General features: G+C 46.3%; 16 protein-coding genes. 12 read left to right on the forward strand and 4 right to left on the reverse strand.

The genetic code is table 11. The features are described 5' to 3' along the window. Positions 1-6: 6 nt before the first annotated feature. Genes QEP07_RS03080 through QEP07_RS03090 form a run of 3 tightly spaced genes read right to left on the reverse strand, consistent with a single transcriptional unit; the run spans position 7 to position 1,832 of the window. The gene (locus QEP07_RS03080; RefSeq protein WP_256005560.1) at positions 7-765 is read right to left on the reverse strand and encodes an ABC transporter ATP-binding protein; all 759 of its coding nucleotides are present in this window, start codon (positions 763-765) and stop codon (positions 7-9) included. Positions 766-813: 48 nt separating this feature from the next. Beyond that, a complete protein-coding gene (gene gatC, locus QEP07_RS03085; protein WP_256005559.1) occupies positions 814-1,104 on the reverse strand; it encodes an Asp-tRNA(Asn)/Glu-tRNA(Gln) amidotransferase subunit GatC in 291 nt (96 codons plus the stop codon). Continuing rightward, positions 1,104-1,832, reverse strand: a complete 729-nt coding sequence (locus tag QEP07_RS03090) for a lysophospholipid acyltransferase family protein (protein ID WP_285008476.1) — start codon at positions 1,830-1,832, stop codon at positions 1,104-1,106. Before QEP07_RS03090 ends, gatC begins: the two co-directional genes overlap by 1 nt. Before the next feature lie 74 nt (positions 1,833-1,906). Here QEP07_RS03090 and trpS point away from each other — a divergent pair, with 74 nt between their 5' ends. The 10 genes from trpS (at position 1,907) to QEP07_RS03140 (ending at position 17,158) form a co-directional block, all read left to right on the forward strand. Then, complete coding sequence (trpS, locus tag QEP07_RS03095) at positions 1,907-2,905, forward strand: tryptophan--tRNA ligase (protein ID WP_285008477.1); 999 nt, start codon at positions 1,907-1,909, stop codon at positions 2,903-2,905. Between the two features lie 70 nt (positions 2,906-2,975). Beyond that, a complete protein-coding gene (locus tag QEP07_RS03100) occupies positions 2,976-3,593 on the forward strand; it encodes a deoxynucleoside kinase (RefSeq protein WP_256005551.1) in 618 nt (205 codons plus the stop codon). 1 nt (position 3,594) lies between these two features. After that, positions 3,595-4,329 carry a 3-deoxy-manno-octulosonate cytidylyltransferase gene (gene kdsB / locus QEP07_RS03105; RefSeq protein WP_285008478.1) on the forward strand — a complete coding sequence of 245 codons (735 nt, stop codon included), beginning with the start codon at positions 3,595-3,597 and terminating at the stop codon, positions 4,327-4,329. Next, entirely contained in the window at positions 4,326-4,868 is a 543-nt protein-coding gene (locus QEP07_RS03110) for a hypothetical protein (protein WP_285008479.1), read from the forward strand. Before kdsB ends, QEP07_RS03110 begins: the two co-directional genes overlap by 4 nt. Positions 4,869-5,156: 288 nt before the next feature. After that, the gene (locus tag QEP07_RS03115) at positions 5,157-7,928 is read left to right on the forward strand and encodes an outer membrane beta-barrel protein (RefSeq protein WP_285008480.1); all 2,772 of its coding nucleotides are present in this window, start codon (positions 5,157-5,159) and stop codon (positions 7,926-7,928) included. 106 nt (positions 7,929-8,034) lie between these two features. After that, on the forward strand, positions 8,035-9,651 hold the full coding sequence (gene pyrG, locus QEP07_RS03120) for a CTP synthase (RefSeq protein ID WP_256005544.1): 1,617 nt from the start codon (positions 8,035-8,037) through the stop codon (positions 9,649-9,651). 18 nt (positions 9,652-9,669) lie between these two features. Beyond that, positions 9,670-11,466, forward strand: a complete 1,797-nt coding sequence (gene yidC / locus QEP07_RS03125) for a membrane protein insertase YidC (protein ID WP_285008481.1) — start codon at positions 9,670-9,672, stop codon at positions 11,464-11,466. A 110-nt stretch (positions 11,467-11,576) separates the two neighbouring features. Continuing rightward, positions 11,577-14,351, forward strand: a complete 2,775-nt coding sequence (locus QEP07_RS03130) for a S9 family peptidase (protein ID WP_285008482.1) — start codon at positions 11,577-11,579, stop codon at positions 14,349-14,351. 49 nt (positions 14,352-14,400) lie between these two features. After that, the gene (locus QEP07_RS03135; protein ID WP_285008483.1) at positions 14,401-15,672 is read left to right on the forward strand and encodes a nucleoside recognition domain-containing protein; all 1,272 of its coding nucleotides are present in this window, start codon (positions 14,401-14,403) and stop codon (positions 15,670-15,672) included. Between the two features lie 85 nt (positions 15,673-15,757). Continuing rightward, a complete protein-coding gene (locus QEP07_RS03140) occupies positions 15,758-17,158 on the forward strand; it encodes an exonuclease domain-containing protein (protein ID WP_285008484.1) in 1,401 nt (466 codons plus the stop codon). Here QEP07_RS03140 and QEP07_RS03145 read toward each other — a convergent pair whose 3' ends face one another. Continuing rightward, the gene (locus QEP07_RS03145) at positions 17,159-19,147 is read right to left on the reverse strand and encodes a beta-L-arabinofuranosidase domain-containing protein (RefSeq protein ID WP_285008485.1); all 1,989 of its coding nucleotides are present in this window, start codon (positions 19,145-19,147) and stop codon (positions 17,159-17,161) included. It lies immediately after the preceding gene. Between the two features lie 165 nt (positions 19,148-19,312). Here QEP07_RS03145 and QEP07_RS03150 point away from each other — a divergent pair, with 165 nt between their 5' ends. Both QEP07_RS03150 and QEP07_RS03155 read left to right on the forward strand, forming a co-directional pair. Further along, positions 19,313-22,414, forward strand: coding sequence for a ligand-binding sensor domain-containing protein (locus tag QEP07_RS03150; RefSeq protein ID WP_285008486.1), 3,102 nt, complete (start codon positions 19,313-19,315; stop codon positions 22,412-22,414). After that, positions 22,411-23,172 carry a response regulator transcription factor gene (locus QEP07_RS03155; RefSeq protein ID WP_285008487.1) on the forward strand — a complete coding sequence of 254 codons (762 nt, stop codon included), beginning with the start codon at positions 22,411-22,413 and terminating at the stop codon, positions 23,170-23,172. Before QEP07_RS03150 ends, QEP07_RS03155 begins: the two co-directional genes overlap by 4 nt. Positions 23,173-23,177 lie beyond the last annotated feature (5 nt).

Here is a 23,177-nt window from a genome sequence, read left to right on the forward strand (position 1 = left end):
GGAAAATTAGACAATTTTCTCGAAATCGTTACCCTTGCTCTTTAGTTCAGCAAGCCTTGGAGATACCGCTTTTACATCGGTATTTAAATAGTCTTTCTCGATCAGACCATCCCTCATGCGAACAATGCGGTGAGCATGCTGTGCAATGTCTTCTTCGTGCGTAACGAGTATGATGGTATTGCCTTTGCTATGGATCTCTTCCAGAAGCCCCATGATTTCGATGGATGTCTTCGTGTCCAGGTTACCCGTCGGTTCATCGGCCAGAATGATGGAAGGATTATTGATCAAGGCCCTGGCTACGGCAACACGCTGGCGTTGTCCGCCAGAAAGCTCATTTGGCTTGTGCATTACGCGGTTTCCAAGCCCCACGTTTTCCAGTGCCTGCCTGGCACGACGCTCGCGGTCGCTTTTACCAACCCCGGCATAGATGAGCGGAAGGGCAACATTATCCAGTGAACTGGATCTTGGCAAAAGGTTGAACGTTTGAAATACAAACCCAATTTCCTGGTTCCGCACTTCCGCAAGCTTATCGTCTGACATCTGGCTCACATTGATACCGTTCAGTATATATTCACCTTTACTGGGTGTATCGAGACATCCGAGAATGTTCATAAGGGTAGATTTTCCTGAACCTGAAGGTCCCATAAGCGCAACAAACTCACCTTTAAAGATCTCAAGCGAAACGGACTTCAGTGCGTGGATAACCTCCGCCCCGATTACATATTTACGGCCAATGTCTTTAATGGTAATTAACGCTTCGCTCATGATTTTTCTTTTTAGACACCCTGCTGCAGGCCGTTGTTACATCTGTTCCTATTTTTCTATGATTTTGGGGACCATAAAAAAGCTTTCGTTATGCAAGGCTGCGTTCCTAAGCCCTTGCGAAGTGGTTACTTCCTGCTTCACTACGTCTTCCCGCCAGACATTCTCTTCATGATTCATATAAATCAGTGGTTCTACGCCAGTAGTATCCAATTCGTTAAGCTTTTCCATAAAGGTCAGAATCTTGTTCATTTCGCTGATCAGCGTATCGACCTGATGATCTTCTATCTCTATCCTGGCCAGATCGGCGACTTTGTGGATGGTTTGCTTGTCGATATTCATTATTGGAGAAGTTTACTGTTTATAGTTTCAAAAATACGGTCTTTTAGCGTATCTGAATCATCTATGTTCAAATCTTTAGTGGCAACAGGCTTGTGAACATAAATACGGCACAGGCCAGGCTTGCTTCCAAACCTTGATCCGTCGTCCCACATTTTCTGCCAGACGCCGATCAGCGAGACCGGTACAATGGCTACATTCTTCTCAATAGCGAGTCTGAACGGCCCGTTTTTGAAGGGAAGCAGAACGGGTGGATAATGGTCGTCGATCTTTCCCTCAGGAAAGATGATGAGGCTCATCCCTTTATCGAGGTTGTCGCCCACCCTTTTAAACGCCCGGAAAGATGACATTTTGCTGTCGCGGTCGACCGGCACATCGATCGTTTCAAAGAAAATGCGGAGCACTGGATTGTTTAGCAGCTCCTGCTTTCCCATAAAATGAAATCTGCCCCGGGCCAGGATGCACATGATCATAATATCCAGATTTGAGGTATGATTTGCGCAGTAGATATAGGTTTGCCGGTGATTGAACGGCTCCTCGTATTCGAAGCTGAAAAAGATGCCGGTGAAGACACTGATCATCATGCTATTGATTTTTCGCAACCGGTTTAAGACACCGTAGCCGCGCTCATTTCTGGAAAAGGCATAGTAGAATGGGTAAAATGAGAGCGATAAGGCGACTATGACAAACAGGGTGTAATAGCGATGCGTGTGCCGGAGAATTTTATTCATTAAATCAAAAATATTAAATTCAGTTGCATCTGAATCACTTGCCGGCGTATTTATATTTTTATTATTTTCGGCCCATGAAAGAAACGGTAGTGAGCGGTATCCGGCCGACAGGACAATTACACCTTGGAAATTATTTTGGTGCTGTAACCAATTTTGTGAAGATGCAGTATGATTATAACTGCTACTTTTTCATAGCTGACCTGCATTCGCTCACCACACACCCCACGCCTCAGGACCTGAACGGTTATGTAAAACATGTTCTTGTAGAATATCTTGCTTGCGGTATAGATCCGGAGGAAACGACAATCTATATTCAGTCGGACGTACCAGAGGTGGCTGAACTGTATTTATACCTGAATATGAATGCCTACCTGGGCGAACTGGAAAGAAGTACTTCTTTTAAGGATAAAGTCCGCTCCCATCCGGATAACGTTAATGCGGGTCTGCTCACCTATCCTACGTTAATGGCGGCCGACATCCTGATTCATAGGGCAGTGAAAGTTCCGGTCGGCAAGGACCAGGAACAACACCTGGAAATGACCCGGACTTTCGGCAACCGGTTTAACAGGTTATATAAAACGGAGTATTTCCCTGAAGCTTTTGCCTTCAACTATTCAGAGAATCTTGTTAAGGTGCCAGGATTAGATGGCAAGGGAAAGATGAGTAAATCAAGCGGCGACGGCAATTGTATTTATCTTGCCGATAGCCCGGAGGTGATCCGTAAAAAATTGTCGCGCGCAGTGACGGATGGCGGGCCTACCGAAGAAAATCAGGAAAAGCCTGAAGCGATACAGAATCTTTTTGATCTTATGAAGATCGTATCTACGCCAGATACGCTTGCGCATTTTGATGAACTGTATAATAAAATGGCGATTCGCTACGGTGATTTCAAGAAGCAGCTTGCCGAAGACATGATTGTTTTCAATACACCAATACGTGAACGTATCGAGGACCTTTCAAAGGATACCTCTTATTTAAGACAGGTGGCTAAACACGGTGCTTTGAAAGCCAGGGAAAGTGCGCAGAAGACGATTAGGGATGTGAGAGAACTTATCGGTTTCAAAGCATTTTAACATTTAGCTTAATTTTATTACCTTACTCCTGTTGGCTCACTTCGGTGGTCCGGCGTTTACTAGATCATATATGCATATTGCAATAGTTGGAAATATCGGTGCCGGAAAAACTACACTTACCGGGTTGCTCGCAAAGCACTACAACTGGGAAGCTTTGTATGAAGTGGTTGATAACAATCCTTATCTGGAAGATTTTTACAGCGATATGAAGCGCTGGAGCTTTAACCTGCAGATCTATTTTTTAAATACCCGTTTCCAGCAGGTTGTGGATATACAGAACTTGAACAGAAATGTTGTTCAGGACCGGACCATTTATGAGGATGCGCATATATTCGCAGACAATCTTCACGACATGGGCCTGATGACTACACGGGACCACCACAATTACAAAGCTATCTTCGAAAATATTACCTCTTTTATTAAACCTCCTGACCTGCTGGTTTATCTTCGCGCCTCGGTACCAACACTGGTAAATAATATTCAACGCAGGGGCCGGGAGTATGAAACGAGTATACGGTTGGATTATTTATCTAAACTGAACGATAAGTATGAGGCCTGGATAAAGAACTATCAATTAGGTAAGGTGCTTATATTGGATAAAGACAAGCTGGATTTTACGGATAATCCGGAGGATCTGGGCACGATCATACAATCCATCGACGCGGAAATAAACGGAATTTTTAATTAGCATGAAGATCCTGGGCGTTATACCAGCCAGATATGCATCGACGAGGTTTCCCGGCAAACCGCTGATAGATATTCTCGGTAAAAGTATGATAAGACGGGTATACGAGCAGGCTATCAAAGCCGGAAGTCTGGACGAGGTTGTGGTGGCTACGGACGATGATCGAATTGCTGAAGAGGTGCAGAATTTTGGCGGAAACTACATCATGACCTCTTCTGAGCACGCTACGGGTACAGATCGTTGTGCAGAGGTTGTTGCGGCCTTGCCTCAATACGATGTCGTCATTAATATCCAGGGAGATGAACCTTTTATAGACCCGGCACAGATTGATCTGCTTGCCTCCTGTTTCCACCAGGAACACACAGGTCTGGCCACACTCGTAAAAAAAATTACCTCGGCCGACGAGCTCTTGAACGTTTCTATACCAAAGGTGGTCCTCAATGAAGCCGACGAAGCGATCTATTTCAGCCGGCAAACCATACCCTATCTGAGAGGTGTGGATCAGGAGAACTGGCTTGAGCATGGGACGTTTTACAAGCATATCGGGCTGTACGGATACAGGTCGGCCACTTTGCTGGAATTAACAAAATTGCCTGCCTCCGCTCTTGAAATTGCGGAGAGCCTGGAGCAGTTGCGGTGGATATCTGCTGGTTATAAGATACAGACCAAGACTACCACAATAGAGACATTGGCTATAGACACACCGGAAGATCTGGAAAAAGCTAAAGAACGACTATGAAATTCCCTGTTAAACCGGCCCTGGCAGTTTTAATCCTGTTTGCAGCATGCCTCTTTGCCTGTACACAGTCGGCCACCCCTGATGAGGCCGGATTCGAAAATTCCGTATTGAAGCCTTTTAGCGATACTTTGCATGCAGACACCTTTAAAGTGCGTATCGTTGGCGATTCGCCGAAGGACATGAAAATCGCTTTTCAGATCTCGGCGTATACCGGCAAGGTGATCTATGCTGTTGATATCAAGGCATCAGATCTCTTCAGCAACTACGACGCAACGATCAATCTGGATAAAAAGAAAAATCAGCTTCGTTTTCTTCGAGAGGAAGCTAAAAATTTTCTGCATGATGAAAATTTCATGGAGCCTGCAGTAACCGGGGAAGAAGAGCCGGATGAACATGTGCCAGACAAAGCATTTTTTGAAGAGCTTAGAAAGACCGCATTTAACGGGTTCAGCTATCGCCTGGGCAAAGAGAAGAAAATATACATCGCGTGGTCGGCCAAGGAGCACAAAGTAAAGCCGTATTATGTGTGCTGCGAGTGATTAATATCGGGAAGCAACCAGAACAAAAAAGGATTTTTTTAGAAAAGATGAAAATAAAATTATGATAATAGAATATTTAGTTTTATGTTTATAAACCGAAACGATCTGACAAACAATACCATCCAGACAGATCGCAGGAATTCATAAAAAACTGACTATTCTAACCAAATATATTTTTCAGTGCCCGGAAGGATTTTCCGGGCCTTTTTTTTAAGAAGATTTTTGCCTTCCCGCCCTTCGAATATTAAAAAACATTACATTTAATACCGGAAAGCCGTAACGGGGTCTATGCGTAAAAAGTTAATAGTATTTTTCTTTCTTGCCTTTACAATATTATCCGTTTCGGCACAGCAGGCAGATATTACTGGTTTGGTAAGGGATAGCCTAAACAGACGAAACCTGCAGAACTGCTCGGTGTTGCTTTTGAGACATGGAGATTCCGTGATCACGAAAAGTACCGCCACAGATATTAATGGCCGATTTGTTCTGAAGGGTATCAGCAAAGGAAAATATCAGCTCGCAATAACGCACATTTCGATGGGTAACTTTTCGTTGAACCTTGAATTGTCTGACACCAGCAGAGTTAATCTGGGTCATATTTACCTCGATCCCAAAGCTAAAATACTAAACGAGGTCGTGATCCGGGCAACTAAAAGAGCGATCAGACTGAAGGGCGACACGATTATATTTCAGGCCGACAGTTTTGCGGTACGCAGGAACTCCAATGTGCAGTTGCTTCTTCAGAAGCTACCCGGCATGTCGGTAAACAAGAACGGAACAATTACAGCTCAAGGAAAAACCGTCCGAAGTGTTCTGGTCGACGGTGAGGAGTTTTTTGGAGATGATCCGCAATTGGCCACGAAATATCTTAAGGCAGATGCTGTTGAGGAAATAGAGGTGTATGACCGGAAAAGCAAGCAGGCTGAGTTGACAGGAATTGACGATGGCATAAGAAACCGGACCGTGAACATCAAACTGAAGGAAAACTCAAAAAATGGATATCTAAGCTCGGTTGATCTTAACCATGGAACAAATGATTTTCAGGACTATGGCGGAATGGCGGGGGTATTTGGGGAACGCACAAAGGCTGCAGCCTTCGGCACATATACCAATCTGATCAATGAATCGCGTATATATACCTCTATGCGTAAACTGAAAGGCGAAGATTATGATGTGATTGAGGTGGGCGACGATGGCAGTTCAGTGATGTATGCATACGGCATGGATGATGATGAGGATTATACTCAGCCGTCGGGCGGCTTGCCAAACAACCTGAACGTAGGCGGCTATTTCTCTCAGCGCATTAAAGACCGAATGGGAATGAAAGTTAGCCTGAAAGCATTCGACTACGGAAATAAGGACCTGAGAACAACCCTGACCCAGGAGCTGTTGCCGGGCGGATCACAATTTACGTCCCTTTCCCGCGATGACGACAGGTCTAAAAGTGCCGGAAAGAGTGTAAGAGGCAATTATACCTATAAACTCGATGCGGGTTCGACATTGAAAGTTGCTTTTGGGGCGCAGCAATCCCGGAATTTTACGGAGGCTGACCGGCTGGATTACACAAAGAATGAAAAAAACGATGTATTCATCAGCCAGAACAATCAAAGCCGGGTCGAGAGCGGCGAAAATGCGACAACCAACGGGAACATCAACTGGTTTAAACGATTTCAGAAGAAAGGTCGCACGCTTTCTATCGATATTCAGCCTGAGCGTCAGGTAAGTAGTGCGGCCGGCACGAGCGTAAACCGCACCTACTATTTCGATGACCAGGGTGGAATGAACCGCTTTGAAGACGTTATCCTGAATAAAGACAATACCAACAAGCGCCTTTCGCTTGGAACGCGATTTAATTATACCGAGCCGCTTACGGAGCAATGGACACTGGAGGCGGGGTATAGTTTCAAGACCATATCCTCTACCAGTTACCGGCTCATCCGAAACAACCGGAACCTAAAGATTGACTCGCTAAGTAACAATTTTAAGTTTGTCAATTTCTCGAACGTTGGAAAAATGACCATGCAGTACAAGTTCGAAAACTTCTCCATTTCCGGCGGATTGCAGGCTACACAAACCACTTTTGAGCTGAAAGATCTGGATGTCCGTAATGAGTTTGACCGTGATTATCTGAACCTCGCGCCCAGTACGAACATCTTTTACAAACTGGGCGACAACAGTACAGTTTCCGTAAATTATAACGGTTACATGCAGCAGCCAGGCATAGAGCAAATTCAGCCGGTGAAACAGTTGGACAACCCCCTGTATCAGATTGTTGGAAATACTAATCTGAAGCCTTCTTTCACAAATACCTTTGGGGTTTCTTATAATACCTACAGCCCCAGATCAGACCTGTTTGTTTCGGCCTATCTGAATTATGGATTCACCAGAAATGCGATAACCGATACGGAGCTTGTCGACGACTTCAATAAAAGGATATTGAGTTTTACCAACCTTAATGGTATCAACTCGACCTCCGGAAATATCTATTTTTCCAGAAATTTCTCGAAGATTAACCTGCGCCTGGGACTGGATCTTGGTTTCAATACGGCCAACGCAATTACGGTAATAAACTTTACGACAAACAAGACAAGGAACAACCGTTACAATCTGCGTACGCATATCAATTATAATACACCCAGGCTGGACCTGAGTTATTCGCCCTCCGCAAACTTTATGTATGGCAAGTCGTCCATTGGCGGCTTGAACGACGGAAAGAGCCTGTCGCACGAGCATGAGTTTTCCGGAAGTGTTCAGCTGCCCTACCGCATGGAGTTTAACACGACGCTTTCTTTAAATTTCAGGCCGTCGAATGCTTCGTTCGACCGCGCCTTAAACGTGGCGATTTTAAACAGCTATCTGGCGGCAAAACTACTCAGAAATGAGTCGCTTGAAGTGAGAATTACAGCCACAGATCTGTTAAACCAAAAAATAGGCTACAGCCGCTACGTGGGTGGTAACGTTATAAGCGAGAACACCTTTAGCTATATTCCCCGTTATGCTTTGCTGGGTATCAACTGGAATTTCAGCGGTAATTTTAGAAGAAGTGCGCCGGGCAGATAAGCAGATTTTAAAAAAATACCCCCCCGACTTCGTTTTAATTGCTAACTTTGTATCCCGTACAAAAACAATTAAGGCAGCGTAAATACTGCCTATATCACATTCAAACATGACTAAGTATATTTTTGTTACGGGCGGTGTTACTTCCTCATTAGGTAAGGGCATCATCTCCGCTTCATTAGCTAAATTACTGCAAGCACGAGGCTACAGTGTTACCATTCAAAAGTTCGACCCGTACATTAATATTGATCCGGGAACCCTGAATCCGTATGAACACGGTGAATGCTACGTGACTGAAGACGGAGCGGAAACAGATCTTGACCTTGGTCATTATGAGCGCTTCCTGAATGTGCCTACTTCGCAGGCCAATAACATAACCACGGGTCGTATATACCAGAACGTGATCAGTAAAGAACGTCAGGGAGAGTATCTCGGGAAAACAGTTCAGGTAGTACCTCATATCACCGACGAAATTAAACGCAACATGCGGATACTCGGTGAAAGCGGGCAATACGATATCGTGATCACTGAACTTGGGGGTACTGTGGGCGATATCGAGTCGTTACCCTTTATCGAAGCGGTACGTCAGTTTAAATGGGAAGAAGGCGCCAATAACGCCATTGTGATTCACCTTACCCTTATCCCCTTCCTTGCTGCAGCCGGTGAACTAAAAACGAAGCCTACGCAGCACTCTGTAAAAGCACTTCTTGAATATGGTATTCAGCCAGATATCCTGGTATGCCGTACGGAGCATCACATTACGCCAGACATCCGTAAGAAGATCGCCCTGTTCTGTAACGTAAATATCAATGCTGTTATCGAGTCTATAGACGCTTCGACGATCTATGACGTGCCTTTGCTGATGATGAAGGAGCAACTGGACAAAACGGTACTGACAAAGCTGAAATTGCCTCAGAAAAATGAGCCGGACATGGAAAGCTGGAAAGACTACCTTGGTCGCTTAAAAAACCCAACTGCTGAGGTTACCATTGGTGTAGTGGGTAAATATGTAGAGTTGCCGGATGCTTATAAATCTATTACAGAATCATTTGTGCACGCCGGGGCAAAGAATGAGTGCAAGGTCCGCGTACAGTATATCCACTCTGAAGAAGTGTATGCAGACAACGCCAAAGAGAAATTAGGGCATTTGGACGGACTGCTTGTTGCACCTGGTTTCGGAAGCCGCGGTATTGAAGGTAAGATCGAAGCCATCCGTTATGTAAGGGAAAACAACGTTCCTTTCTTTGGTATTTGTCTGGGTATGCAATGTTCCGTTATTGAATTCGGCAGAAATGTATTAGGCCTGCAGAACGCAAATACCACCGAGATCGATGAGGAAACAAAATTTCCGGTGATCAATATGATGGAAGAACAAAAGAAAGTTACTTCCAAAGGTGGAACGATGCGACTTGGTTCTTATCCTTGCGACCTGAAAAAAGGTACCAAAGCTTACGCTGCTTATGGTAAGGCTCATATTACCGAACGCCACAGGCACCGCTACGAGTTCAACAATGCCTATCTGAAACAATATGAAGAGGCGGGTATGGTTGCCTCGGGTATAAACCCAGACAGCAAACTTGTGGAGATCGTAGAACTAAAAAACCATCCTTTCTTTGTAGGCGGACAGTTCCATCCCGAATTAAAATCAACTGTAGCGAATCCTCACCCGCTTTTTGTTAAATTTGTCGCCGCTGCGATGGATTTCTCCAAAAAGAGAACTAAATAGTCGCTTTAAATACTCATAATGGATAGAAATACTTTTACAGGATTATTCCTGATTTTAATTATTCTGGCTGGCTCATTTTATTTTTTCAAGCCGTCGGAAGCAGAAATACAACAAGAGCAGGCGCGTATAGCGGCCGACTCGGCACGTAAAGCTTCGGCCGGGCAGCCTAAGGCGGTCGCCCAAGCCACTACAGCAACAAATACTATTGATTCCGCTGCGCTTGCCGGACCTTTCGGAGGCAGCATTTCTGGCACCGAACAACAAACAGTTCTGGAAAACGAGAAATTGAAACTGACCTTTACCAACAAGGGCGGTAAAATCCGTTCGGTAGAAGTAAAAGGTCAGAAAACTTATAGCGGAAAACCTGTAGTGCTGTTCGACGGGGATGATAACAAATTCGGATTTAAGCTTAACCTTGCAGGTAAAGTCTTTAACACGAATGATCTGTACTTCACCGCAAGTTCTACCAGCAACAGCGTTAGCATGCGCGCCAATTATTCGGGCAACCAGTACCTTGAGTACAATTATACTTTAAAGCCTAACAGCAACAATGTTGAGCTGAGCGTTAATCTTAACGGACTTAATCAGGTAGTCCAGGGTAATGCCCTGTTGCTCAACTGGGAAGCTACTTTGCTGGAGCAGGAAAAGTCAAGCAAGAAAGAGCAGGAACACTCGGCCCCTTACTTTAAATATGTGGAGGAAAACCCGGATCACCTGAGCGTGGCTAAAGATGATAAGCTGGAGTTGAACGAAGGCAAAATTGAGTGGGTTTCCTTCAAACAGCACTTCTTTTCTGCGGTTTTGTTACCCTCTGCACCTTTCGAGAAGGGTGATCTGGAGGTAAAGCTCAGCACAGATTCGGGTAAGGTTAAATGGTATGGTGCAAACCTGCAATTGCCTTTCAACCAACTGGCTTCACAAAGCTACGGCTTTACCTTTTATTTCGGAACCAATAAATTCTCTGTACTTAAGGAACAGGGACATGAAATTGAAAAGCAGGTAGATATGGGCTACTGGCCGTTGAAATACATCAACAGATTTGTGGTATTGCCTGTGTTCAACTTTTTGGAAGGATTCGGATGGAACTACGGATTGATTATCCTGGTACTTACGATCCTGCTTAAAGTGGCTATGTCGCCCCTTACTTATAAATCATACATCTCCATGGCGAAAATGCGTATTCTGAAGCCTGAAATGGATGTGATTAAAGCGAAAGTAGGCGAAGACAATCCGACACTCCTGCAGCAGGAGTATCTAAAGCTGTATAAGCAGGTCGGTGTTAACCCGCTGGGCGGCTGTTTGCCAATGCTCTTGCAGTTGCCTTTCGTTATGGCCTTCTTCTTCTTCTTCCCTAACCTTTTTGAATTAAGAGGCGAAAGCTTCTTATGGATGAAGGACTTGTCGACCTACGATGATTTCATCAAATTTGGCTTCAACATTCCGTTTATCGGCGATCACTTGAGTTTAATGTGTTTGCTGATGACCATCTCCACCCTGATCTATACGTACTTCAACAACCAGATCTCGGGAGCGACAGGTCAGATGAAATATATCGGCTACATCATGCCGCTGGTATTTCTTGGTGTACTGAACAGCTACCCTTCCGGACTGAACTACTACTATTTCCTGGCCAACATGCTCACTTTCCTTCAGCAGTTTATCATCAAGTCGATGGTAGATGACGAAAAGATTCATCGTACGCTTCAGGAGAATAAGGCAAAGCCTGCAGAAAAGAAGAAAAAGTCTAAATTCCAGGCGCGGTTAGACGAATACATGCGCCAGCAGCAGCAAGCCCAAGCTCAAAAGAAAAAATAAGCAGCAGAAAATGTAATTTTTCTATGATAATATGCAAAAGGGCACCCGATGAGGTGCCCTTTTTTATTATTTTTAAGCCACCACACTGGGGTAACATAACCAAACACACTATGTACAAGTACCTGAGCCTAACACTTCTGCTGTGTGCAAGCGTATGCCTTGCACAGAAAAAACCACTCGACCATACCGTGTACGACAACTGGGAATCGATTTCCGCTAAAAAGCTGTCTAACGACGGCAATTGGGTTGCCTATGTGATTGCCAGGCAGCAAGGCGATGGCAACCTGTACTTCAAAGGATTGAAAAACAACGCTGACCTGAAAGTGCCGCGCGGTGAAAACGTAGCGTTCAGTGCCGACAACAAATTTGCAGTGTTCCTGATCAAACCTTTATACCAGGACGTCCGCACCGCTAAGATCAAAAAGAAAAAGCCAGAGGAAATGCCAAAGGACTCGCTGGGAATTGTTAACCTGAGCAACTTGTCGCTCACCAAAACTGCGATGGTCAAATCGTATAAGCTCGCGGAAGAAGGGAACGCTTGTCTGGCATATCAACTGGAAAGGCAACCAGATACAGCAAAAACAAAACGGGATGACAAAGAAGGCACTGATATGATTTTTAAGAACCTGGGTACCGGAATTGAGCGAAGGTTTACTTATGTGTCCGACTACCAATTTGACAAAAAAGGCGAGCGACTGGTGTTCAGCACCACCGGATCGAAGACCGACAAGGCAGCACCGGCAGGAGTTTCCCTGCTAAACATCCAGAGAGGTACCATTAAGACACTCGTAGCCATTAAAGGCAATTTTAAAAACTTTGTATTCGATGAAGAGGGCGAAGCCCTTGCTTTCCTGGGAGAGACTGACCCTGAAAAGAAAGAAATCAAAAACTATCGCATTTATTACAGCTCCCCGACTCTGGATACCGCGCAGATCCTGGTAGACCAGGACGTGCCCGGTCTGCCCCAAAAATGGGCTGTGAGCGGAGAGGCAAACCTCAGGTTCAGCAAGAACGGAAGGAAACTGTTCTTCGGCATCGCGCCGGTCAGACAACCTAAAGATACGAGCCTGGTCGACTTTGAACACGCTAAGCTGGATATATGGGGTTACAAAGACGACTACCTGCAACCCATGCAACTGAAAAATGCCGATAAGGAGATCAAAAGAAGTTATCTGTCTGTAATGGACGTGTACAGCAGTGATGTGCGTATGATTCCGCTGACCGATCTTAAGCTCCCCGACGCAAGTCTGGTTGATGAAGGGAATGCCGACTATGTACTGGCTTCTACAGATTTCGGCAATCGTATTGCCGCACAGTGGACGGCGAGCAGTCTGCGCGACTACTACATGGTAAATACTAAAACCGGATCCCGGAAAAAGATCATTGAGAGTCTGCACGGCAGAGCGATGCCCTCTCCTTCGGGTAAGTTTGTACTTTATTTCGACAATAGAACCGGCGGCTGGTACACTTACGAAGTTGCCACCGGCAATACCATTCACCTGAACCGGGATATCATCGTGAAACTGACCGATGAGCAAAATGACGTGCCGGACTTCCCTTCGGCCTACGGGGTAGCAGGCTGGACGGAAGATGACAAGTCTGTACTGCTATACGACAGGTATGATATCTGGGCATGCTCACCCGACGGCAAATCGACCCCAAAAAACCTTACCAATGGTTACGGACGCACTAACGAAATTACCTTCCGGATAGAACAAACCGATCCGGAGCAACGATTCCTGGAATCGCGGGAACGTGTGTTGCTCAAGGCCTTTAACAATCAAACCAAAGAAGCAGGCTTTTACCGGGCAACTCTAGGCACCACTAAGAACCCGGAGCTTATTGTCATGAATAAGGCCAGTTACTCCGGGGTGGAAAAGGCCAAAGAGGCCGAGCGTTATGTGTACGACAAGGCCAGTTACACCAGCTCACCGAACGTGTTTGTGTCGGCCGGCCTGAAAACCGAAGACCGCTTAAGCAATACCAACCCTCAGCAGCAGAATTACAACTGGGGTACTGCCGAACTCGTTAAGTGGAACACACCAAAAGGACTCAGTTCTGAGGGTATTTTATATAAACCAGAAGATTTCGACCCGGCTAAGAAATACCCGATGATTGTTTACTTCTATGAGAAATTGTCGGACGGCCTGTACAACTATATCGCTCCAGCTCCTACACCATCGCGTCTGAACATCTCGTATTTTGTAAGTAATGGGTATCTTGTTTTCGCACCCGACATCAGTTACGAGACCGGTTACCCGGGTCGCTCGGCCGAAGAGTTTATCAACTCGGGTGTGCGCTCGCTGACTAAAAACACTTGGGTAGACAGTACGAAGATCGGTATCCAGGGACAGAGCTGGGGTGGTTACCAGGTGGCGCACCTCATTACGCGTACCAATATGTATGCAGCGGCATGGGCCGGTGCGCCGGTGGTTAACATGACCTCTGCTTACGGCGGAATGCGCTGGGAAAGCGGAATGAACCGACAGTTCCAGTATGAAAAAACGCAGAGCCGCATTGGCGCCAGTTTGTGGGAAAAACCCGATCTGTATATCGAGAACTCGCCCTTGTTCTTCCTGCCTAAAGTAAATACCCCTGTGGTGATTATGGCGAACGATGCCGATGGTGCAGTGCCATGGTACCAGGGCATTGAGATGTTTAACGGATTGAGACGTCTCGGAAAACCGGTATGGATGCTCAACTATAATAACGAAGCCCATAACCTGGTACAGCGCCAGAACCGTAAAGACATACAGATCAGGGAACAGCAGTTTTTCGACCACTACCTGAAAGGGGCAAAAGCGCCGGTATGGATGGTTAGCGGTATCCCGGCTACAGAAAAAGGCAGAAACTGGGGTTTCGATCTGACCGACGAAAAGCCCTGAGAATATTTCAGAAAAATGCTACATTGAGCAGCTCAAACTATAGCGAAAAATGGCATTAAGCAGAATATGGTCGGCATTCATCATTGTTGCGATCACTGTGGCAGCAATAAAGTGCTTCTTTCTGGGGCAGTCAGAAATATTCAACTGGATGGTAATCGGAAAGGCTGACGACCCGGCCAATCCGCTAAAGCTGGACGGTATCATTGAAACATGCTGGACGGCGGTAAACATCTGCTTAAAGCTGATCGGTATCATGGCGCTGTTTATGGGCTTCATGACTATTGCAGAACGCGCAGGAGGCATCCGGCTGTTGTCACGACTCATCAGCCCCTTCTTTTCCAAACTTTTTCCGGAAGTACCAAAGGGACATCCGGCCACCGGGCACATGGTGATGAACTTTTCGGCGAACCTGCTGGGACTGGACAACGCCGCAACACCATTCGGACTTAAGGCCATGGAAAGTCTTCAGGAACTCAACCCCCGTAAAGACGTTGCTTCAAATGCTCAGATCATGTTTTTATGTCTGCATGCCTCCGGGCTTACCCTCATACCCGTAAGCATCATTGCCGTGAGGGCCTCGCTGAACGCAAGCAACCCAACGGAGATCTTTATCCCCTGCATGATCGCAACATTTGCGGCGACCATGGCAGCCATGCTGATTGTGTCTTTCAAGCAGAAAATAAACTTGCTGCAACCGGCCATACTTGCCTGGGTAGGAAGTATTTCGGCCATTATTGCCGCACTAGTATGGTACCTTGTTGGGCTGCAGACCTCAGAATTGCAGTCCTTTTCAGGGATTTTAAGTAACGGCCTTCTGCTGCTCATCTTCCTGCTGATTGTGCTTGGGGCGGTGTACAAAAAAACTGATGTGTTCAGCGACTTTGTAGACGGTGCGAAGGGCGGCTTCGAAACCGCTATACGCATTATACCTTATCTTGTCGGGATGCTCATCGCCATTAGTATGCTGCGTACCAGCGGCACCTTTGATATGATTATCGGTGGGATGAAACAACTGTGCAGCATGCTTGGCGCTGACACCCGCTTTATCGATGGAATCCCCACCGCGCTGATCAAGCCCATGAGCGGCAGCGGCGCAAGGGGCATGATGGTAGATACGATGACCACCCATGGGGCAGATTCGTTTGCAGGTCGCCTGTCGAGCATCCTCCAGGGCTCGTCGGACACTACCTTTTACGTGGTAGCCGTTTATTTCGGCGCGGTAAGCATCAAAAATACCCGGTATACTATAGGCGCTATGCTCCTGGCGGACCTGGTGGGCATCTGCACAGCTATCGGCCTCTGCTACCTGTTTTTTGGATAGTCTGCCAGCAAATTAAAAAGTTTCACAATTTTTAATATTAATACTAATTTTATTAGCATCTTTACATCACCAAATGCTGTAGAAGATGTTATATGCTGTAGTAGATATTGAAACCACCGGAGGCTATGCATCTGCAAATGGAATTACCGAAATCTCCATCCAGGTGCACGATGGTACGGCGGTGGTCGACACCTTCGAAACGCTCATCAATCCTCTTCAGGATATTCCTCCTTATATTGAAGCATTAACAGGGATTAGTAATGAAATGGTGGCTACTGCGCCCACGTTTAAGATGGTCGCCGAACGCATTTACGGGATGCTGCATGATAAAGTATTCGTAGCCCATAATGTCAATTTCGATTATTCCTTTATCCGGCATCAACTCAGCGGTTGCGGCTACGATCTGCAATGCAGAAAACTTTGCACGGTTAGACTAAGCCGAAAACTGCTGCCCGGGCATCGCTCCTACAGCCTCGGCAAACTGTGCAGTGCGCTGAACATAGAGATTAAACAACGCCACCGTGCCGGCGGCGATGCGGCTGCGACAGCTATCTTGCTGGGCATGCTTATAGCGGCCGACCAGGAAGGTTTCATACCACAAACCTTAAAGAAAGCTTCGAAGGAGCAGGTGCTTCCACCCAACCTGTCTAAAGCACAAATTGATCGGATACCTGCTGGTGCGGGAGTATATTATTTCAAAGACAGCAAGGGCAAGGTCATTTATGTGGGTAAGGCAAAGAACCTTCGTAAGCGTGTCTGCTCCCATTTTACTGGCAATAACACCGGCAGGCAACGACAAAATTTTCTGAAAGACATCCACACCATCGATTTTGAACTATGCGGCACTGAGCTGATGGCATTTATCCTGGAAGCTGCAGAAATAAAACGGCTTTGGCCCGAGAATAATCGTGCCATGAAGCGGTATGAGCATAAGTATGCGCTGTACACCTTTGAGGATCAGAAAGGCTATATCCGTTTCGGCATCGATAAAGCCAAAAAAAATCTGACGGCGCTTTACAGCTTTAACACCTTGCTGGAAGGACATAATTTATTGCGACTACTCATCAAATCGCATTTATTGTGCGAAAAGCTCTGCTGTATACAGCGTGTGGCTGCAGCATGCACAGCACACGCACAAGGCAACTGCACCGGTGCCTGTATCGGTAAGGAATCTGCCGCAGCCTACAATGTGAGGGTAAAATATGCCATAGAAGAACTTAGGTCCATGCTGCCCTCTTTTGCACTGATCGATACCGGCAGGCATGACGACGAACAAAGCTGTCTGCTGGTAGAGCAGGGCCGGTTCTATGGCATGGGTTATATTTCCCACCATGCTGACATCGCCGAACCGGAAGCGCTGAAATCTGTCCTAAGCCCCTACCCATCAAACGATTATATTCTGAATCTGATCGTTTCTTACGCTGCCCAGCATCCGCACAAAAAGATCGCCCTCAAAGGCAGCCATATCATCGCGGAGGCCGTCTGACTATCGGATCACCGGAAACTGGGAGATACGCAGTTCCGTGCAGCCGTAGGGAATTAATGTGATCTCTTCAGTCTGCTTATCCGTCTCAAGCTGGAAGATGGTACTGAAAGGCAGCGGTCCGGCCATTTCATTATACAACTGCCAGCTCGGAATGCGCTTGGCCTTGGTTTTGATCTTTAGCGGAGCCCCTTCCTGATTCCATGGATATGCCGGAAAAGGCTTCTCGGCTTTTTCAACGATATAATTCTCCGCGAGGCGGTCGTTTTGAACATTGAGGAGACCATAGTTCCAGGGCGTGGTCGGCTTAACTTCATAATAACCTTCACCATACTCCTGCGGGTCGAGGGTATTTTTCACATAGTGCTTACCCTCGCCTATCTTCAATCCGTACACCAGAGGGCCCCGTTCTATAGATACCGAACGCTCTAACCAGGTATTTTTATAAATATGCATAGGCAAGACGAGCTCAACCACATCGCCAGATTTCCATTCACGTACTATTTTCACAATCTGGTTGCCCTTCTCTTCTTTATATACCTCACCATTGATACGGATGGTCGCGTTTTTACACCACTCGGGAATTCTCAGGTGAAACGGAAAGGTGGCCGACTTCTTCTTCAGGAAATTGATCCGGAACTTAATATCCTCATTAAACGGATAATTGGTCTCCTCAACTACACGCACGGGTATATCATTCGCCACCTTCAGCGTCACCTCACTAGGCGAGTACACCAGTGCCGCAATTCCCTTATCGGCGGTAGCGTAAAACAAGTTCTGCGTAAACTTTGGCCATCCCTGATGCATATTGGAGGTACAGCAAGGATAACCTGTAAGCACCCCATAACAAACGTCAGTTCCGTGATGGTTCACCTCAAAATTCCTGGTCTGACGCGTAGCCATCACCTGATTGGCCTGCTGAAAATACTGGTGCGTGAGAAAATCATCTGAAGCCTGTGCCGGAAGCGCATTGAACGCAATCTTTTCCAGGTGATCAGCAAAGCCAATATTCCCGGTAATTTCCAGCATACTTTCCAGGGAGAACATCATTTCTACTGCCGAACATAGCTCAGAACCCTGCGTTGGGTTGTTACCATGCAAAGCTTCGTCGCCCCCATAAAGGCCATGGGCCATGCCATTGTAGTGCATCAGATCCTGAAATCCCTTTTTCGTCGCATCCAGATATTTTTGTTCGCGGTGATGCTGGTAATAAATGATGGGCGTTTTAATACCCTGGGCCAGATTGACGCAATGAATACTGGCCGGCGTGGCAAGCAACCTGCTATTTAAGAAGGCATTGGTATAGTCGAAGGTCTGCTTATAGATCAGGTCGCCGAGCTCAAGCAAAAAGTTCTCTTTGGTAATGCCGTGGAGCCAGTACACCATCATCAGGTTGTCGCCACCCCGGTACCTTGCCCAAAACGTCCAGTTATCCAATGGTTTAGCAGGCAGTTCCTTCAGCTGATACTTAAAGTAGTTCGTCATCAGCCGGATCACCCGCTGGTCGCCCGTAGCACTGTAATATTGTTTCAACACTTTCAACATAACCATTTTAGGCCACCAATCCTGGCTATTGTCGCGCTGCATGCCGTATTCATACGGATAGTCTTTGGCGGGGCCAAAGTATCCGTCGGCCCGCTGACTTTTAATTGCCCATTCTACCCAAGGTTTAGTCTTGGCAATGAGTTCCTTATCATCTAAAATATAGGCCAGAGGCAACAGTCCGTCGAGCCAGTACGGTCCTCGCTCCCACTGATCCCCATCGCCACCCAGCCAGCCGTTTCGCTCGCCCATCACGATCGGATAAAGCTGATCAAGTTTGCCGGTAGACCCGGTTTTCTGGCGGACAAGCATTTCGCGCAGCCAGCCCTGGGGCTTGATAGCGCCGAGCGGAAGTTCTTTATAAGGGTTTTCCGATAAGGCGGAAGATTGTGCCAAAACGTTGAAGGACTGGGTGCAGACTGCCAGCAACAGTAAAAGGTATCGTTTCATGTGGTTTTTAAATGCGGTATGCATGAATACAAAATAACTGAGGTTGAATTTAATACAATTAACCCAGGGTCTCAAAAGCTATTCAATTTGTTTCAAAGCGTTGTGCCAGAGAAGTCGCACCTCAAATTGGTGGTGCCTTTTTGTACTTTTGAGTAAAGATCAGCATTGAAAAGGATACTCACCGCTACACTATTTGCTTTTATTGCCATCACCAGTAATGTGATTGCCCAGCCCTACTATTTTCGGAACTATCGCGTAGAAGACGGCTTGAGCAACAATACGATCTTTACGGTGACCCAAGACCAACGAGGTTTTATGTGGTTTGGCGGCAAGGAAGGGCTGATCAGATTTGACGGCAGCAACTTCAAAGCCTATAACGAGGCAGGCTATCCGGAAAGCGTCCGCGGGTTTATCCTAAAAATTGTGGCTGCTGGAGATGGAGCTATATGGATGGCGACCAGGGCGGGTGTATATAAATTCAACGACCAGACAGAAAGATTCTCATTGTTGAAACAGATTCCCCAGATTGAAATAGAGAAGCTCGCTGTGGACAGCCAGGCTAATATATGGGCCATTGCAGGTCGTAAGCTGTATCGTTACAAAGCCCTTCGTAAGGAAACGAAGAGATTTTCAGTCGGCCAGGACGCCGACATCGCAACTTTTAACACAAACGGAGAGGCGATGTGGCTCTGCACCACCTCGGGCTATATTTACGAGTATATAAATGATGGAGACCGCTTTGTCTGCGCGAACCCAGACCATCCCCTTGCCGCGGGCCACGGACGGATCACAACAATATACAGCGCAGGCAGCACCGTGTTTCTGGGATCAACTACGGGGTTGATCGCTTTTGATCGTCAGTCGCGAAAACACCGGTATGTCATTAGCTCCAATACGTTTGGTCAGCCAGTATACGTCAGAAACATGCTGCAGAAAAGTGAAAATGAGTTTTGGATTGCTACAGAGGCTGGTATTGTCATTTATAACCGTAAAACGCAAAGCATTTCGCGACTGACGCGAAGCTATACAGATCCTTACGCGCTTAGCGACAATGCCGTTTATAGTTTATTTAAAGATGTGGAAGGCGGCATATGGGCAGCTACGTATTTTGGAGGTTTAAGCTATTATCATCCAAGATTATCGGTTTTTAAAAAGTATTTTCCCAACTCAGCCTCAGACGCAATAAGTGGAAATGCGGTCCGTGAAATATGTAAGGATGAGTACGGGAACCTCTGGGTTGGGACAGAAGACGCCGGACTGAACAAAATTGAAAAAACAACAGGTAAAATTACCAGCTTTAGAAGTGCTCCGAAGAAAGGCGCCTTGTCATCTGATAACGTACATGGGCTGCTGGCCCAGGGAAAAGAACTATGGGTAGGGACGTTTGAACGGGGTTTGGATATTCTCGATATCAAAACAGGTAAAGTCATCAGGCATTACGGGGCTGAAAGTTCTTCGAGCGGACTAAAAACGAACTTCATCAACGTTTTATATAAAACCAAAAGCAAGATCATATATGCAGGGACGGACCGGGGACTTTATGCCTACGACCCTGTCGCAGATCGCTTCAGGCTGACAGAAGGATTGCCTGGCGACTGTTATGTGACGACCCTGCTTGAAGACCATGAGGAAACGCTGTGGGTGGGCACCGTCCGAAACGGTGTGTTTTTTAAAGATAGATCACGTAAAAAGTGGCTAAGCTATAAACATAGTGATACTGAGGACAACAGCCTTAGCAATAACATGATATCGGATATCTTTCAGGATAGCGACCATCATTACTGGTTTGCCACGGAAAATGGAGGACTTAACTTCCTTGACAAAAACAAGAGAAGGTTCAAGAGGATTACCCTAGACGATGGATTGCCGAGCAATCTTGTTTTAAAGACGCTTGAAGATGCAGAAAAAAACATTTGGGTAACCACCTCCAAAGGTTTAGCGCGATATAACCGCAAGGCCGGGAACTGGACTATTTTTGATCAGCCTCAGGGACTTCTGACTGATCAGTTTAACTACAACTCTGGACTGAACGACAAAGGAACTTTTTACATAGGTACAATACGCGGACTCATAAGTTTTCAGCCAGCCGAGTTGCAGTCGTCCGCCACCCTGCCGCGTGTCTACATTACAAGCTTTAAGGTATATAACACTGAACTTAAGATCGACAGCAGTATATTAAAGAGATCGATAAGCTATACGGATACCGTACAACTCAGACATGATCAGTCCTCCTTCAGCATCGGTTTTTCCGCATTGAGCTTTATCGCTCCGCGGGTTAGTCAATACCTCTACAAGATGGACGGACTCGACACGGCCTGGACCTTCCTGAAAAACAACAACATAGCCCACTTCACCAAGCTGTCGCCCGGCACCTACCGTTTCCGCGTAAAGCCGGCAGCTACAGCAGATACGCTCGGCGCGGAACAGCAACTCGTGATCGTTATAGACAGGCCCTTCTGGCTCAGTAATTACGCACTCGCTGTGTATGGTGTGTTAATCCTAGGAGTGTCGACCTGGCTCATTTCCAACTACCGCAGAAAAAGCAGGGAAAAGACCGAGCGACACTTAAAACAGCTTGCGCTCAATAGAGAAAAAGAGATGTACCAATCTAAAATGGAATTTCTGACGAATGTAGCGCATGAAATCCGGACTCCCCTTACCTTGATTAAAGGCCCGTTGGAACAGGTCATGGATGAGGTTGGCCAAATGAAGTCAGTATCTAAAAGCTTAAACAACATCTCTCGCAATACGGAACGGCTAATAAAACTCAGTGATCAGTTGCTCGATTTCCGCAGAGCAGAATCTGAGCTGGCCGGCAAAACCAGTGCGCAGATTAATTTATCTGCCTGCCTTCAGGAAATCATTGATGCCTATTCCGATATGGTAGCTAAGAGCGAAATTCGGTTAAAAAGCCAACTGCAACCCGGTGTACTGGCCCGTATAGACGAAGAATCGTTCACCAAGATAGTTGACAACCTGATTGGAAATGCTGTTAAATACGCCAAGAGTGCGGTATATATTGAGTTCCAAACAGTTGAAAAGGACGCTGATTTGTGCATGAAGGTGGCTAACGACGGCTTCGTTATACCATCACATTTAAAAGAAAAAGTCTTTGAAAGTTTCTATCGCATCCCGGATACAGCACATATTTCCGGATCAGGAATAGGTCTCACTTTAGCGAGATCGCTAGCTGAATTGAACGGTGGTACACTTGTGCTGGAAACAAATGAAGCGATGAATATATTTGTCCTGAAGCTGCCGCTATGATGAATGCAACAATTCTTTTGATTGATGATAACCCGGAGATACTTGAGTTCATAGAAGATTCAATCGCTGCACATTATCAGGTTTTGAAGACTCAGCAACCCATGCTTGTTGAAGATATACTCAGAGGAAATCCAGTAGATCTGATCATCAGCGATGTTATGATGCCAGACCTCGATGGCTTTGAACTATGCCGCCAACTCAAATCCAGCATGGCCTGGTGCCATATCCCGCTCATACTGCTTACGGCAAAAAATACGCTTACATCAAGGATCGAAGGGCTCGAAACCGGGGCCGATGCATATATCGAGAAACCCTTTTCACCCCGGCACCTGCTGGCGCAGATCAAAAATCTGCTCGAAAACCGAGACACCATCCGAAATTACTTTGCATCATCGCCGCTAAGCCATTTAAAATCAACAGCGGGCAACAATGCAGATGAACAGTTTCTGGAAAGACTCAATGATGCAATCACCAGCAACCTGGACAATCCGGGCTTTGACATCCAGTCGCTCGCAGATTTATTGTGCATAAGTCGGCCCACACTCTATCGCAAGGTGCGTTCCGCCTCTAATCTTACCCTAACGGAGATTATCACTTTAGCCAGGTTAAAAAAAGCCGCAGCCTTGCTGTCGGAAGGCACTTACCGAATATCAGAAGTCGCAAACATTACCGGTTTCAGCTCGCCTAACCATTTCAGTCGCAGCTTCTTCAGGGCATTCAAAATGTCGCCAAGTACCTTCATCAAGAACCTGGAATGACCTCG

The organism is Pedobacter faecalis (genome assembly GCF_030182585.1).
Taxonomy (GTDB): Bacteria; Bacteroidota; Bacteroidia; order Sphingobacteriales; family Sphingobacteriaceae; genus Pedobacter; species Pedobacter faecalis.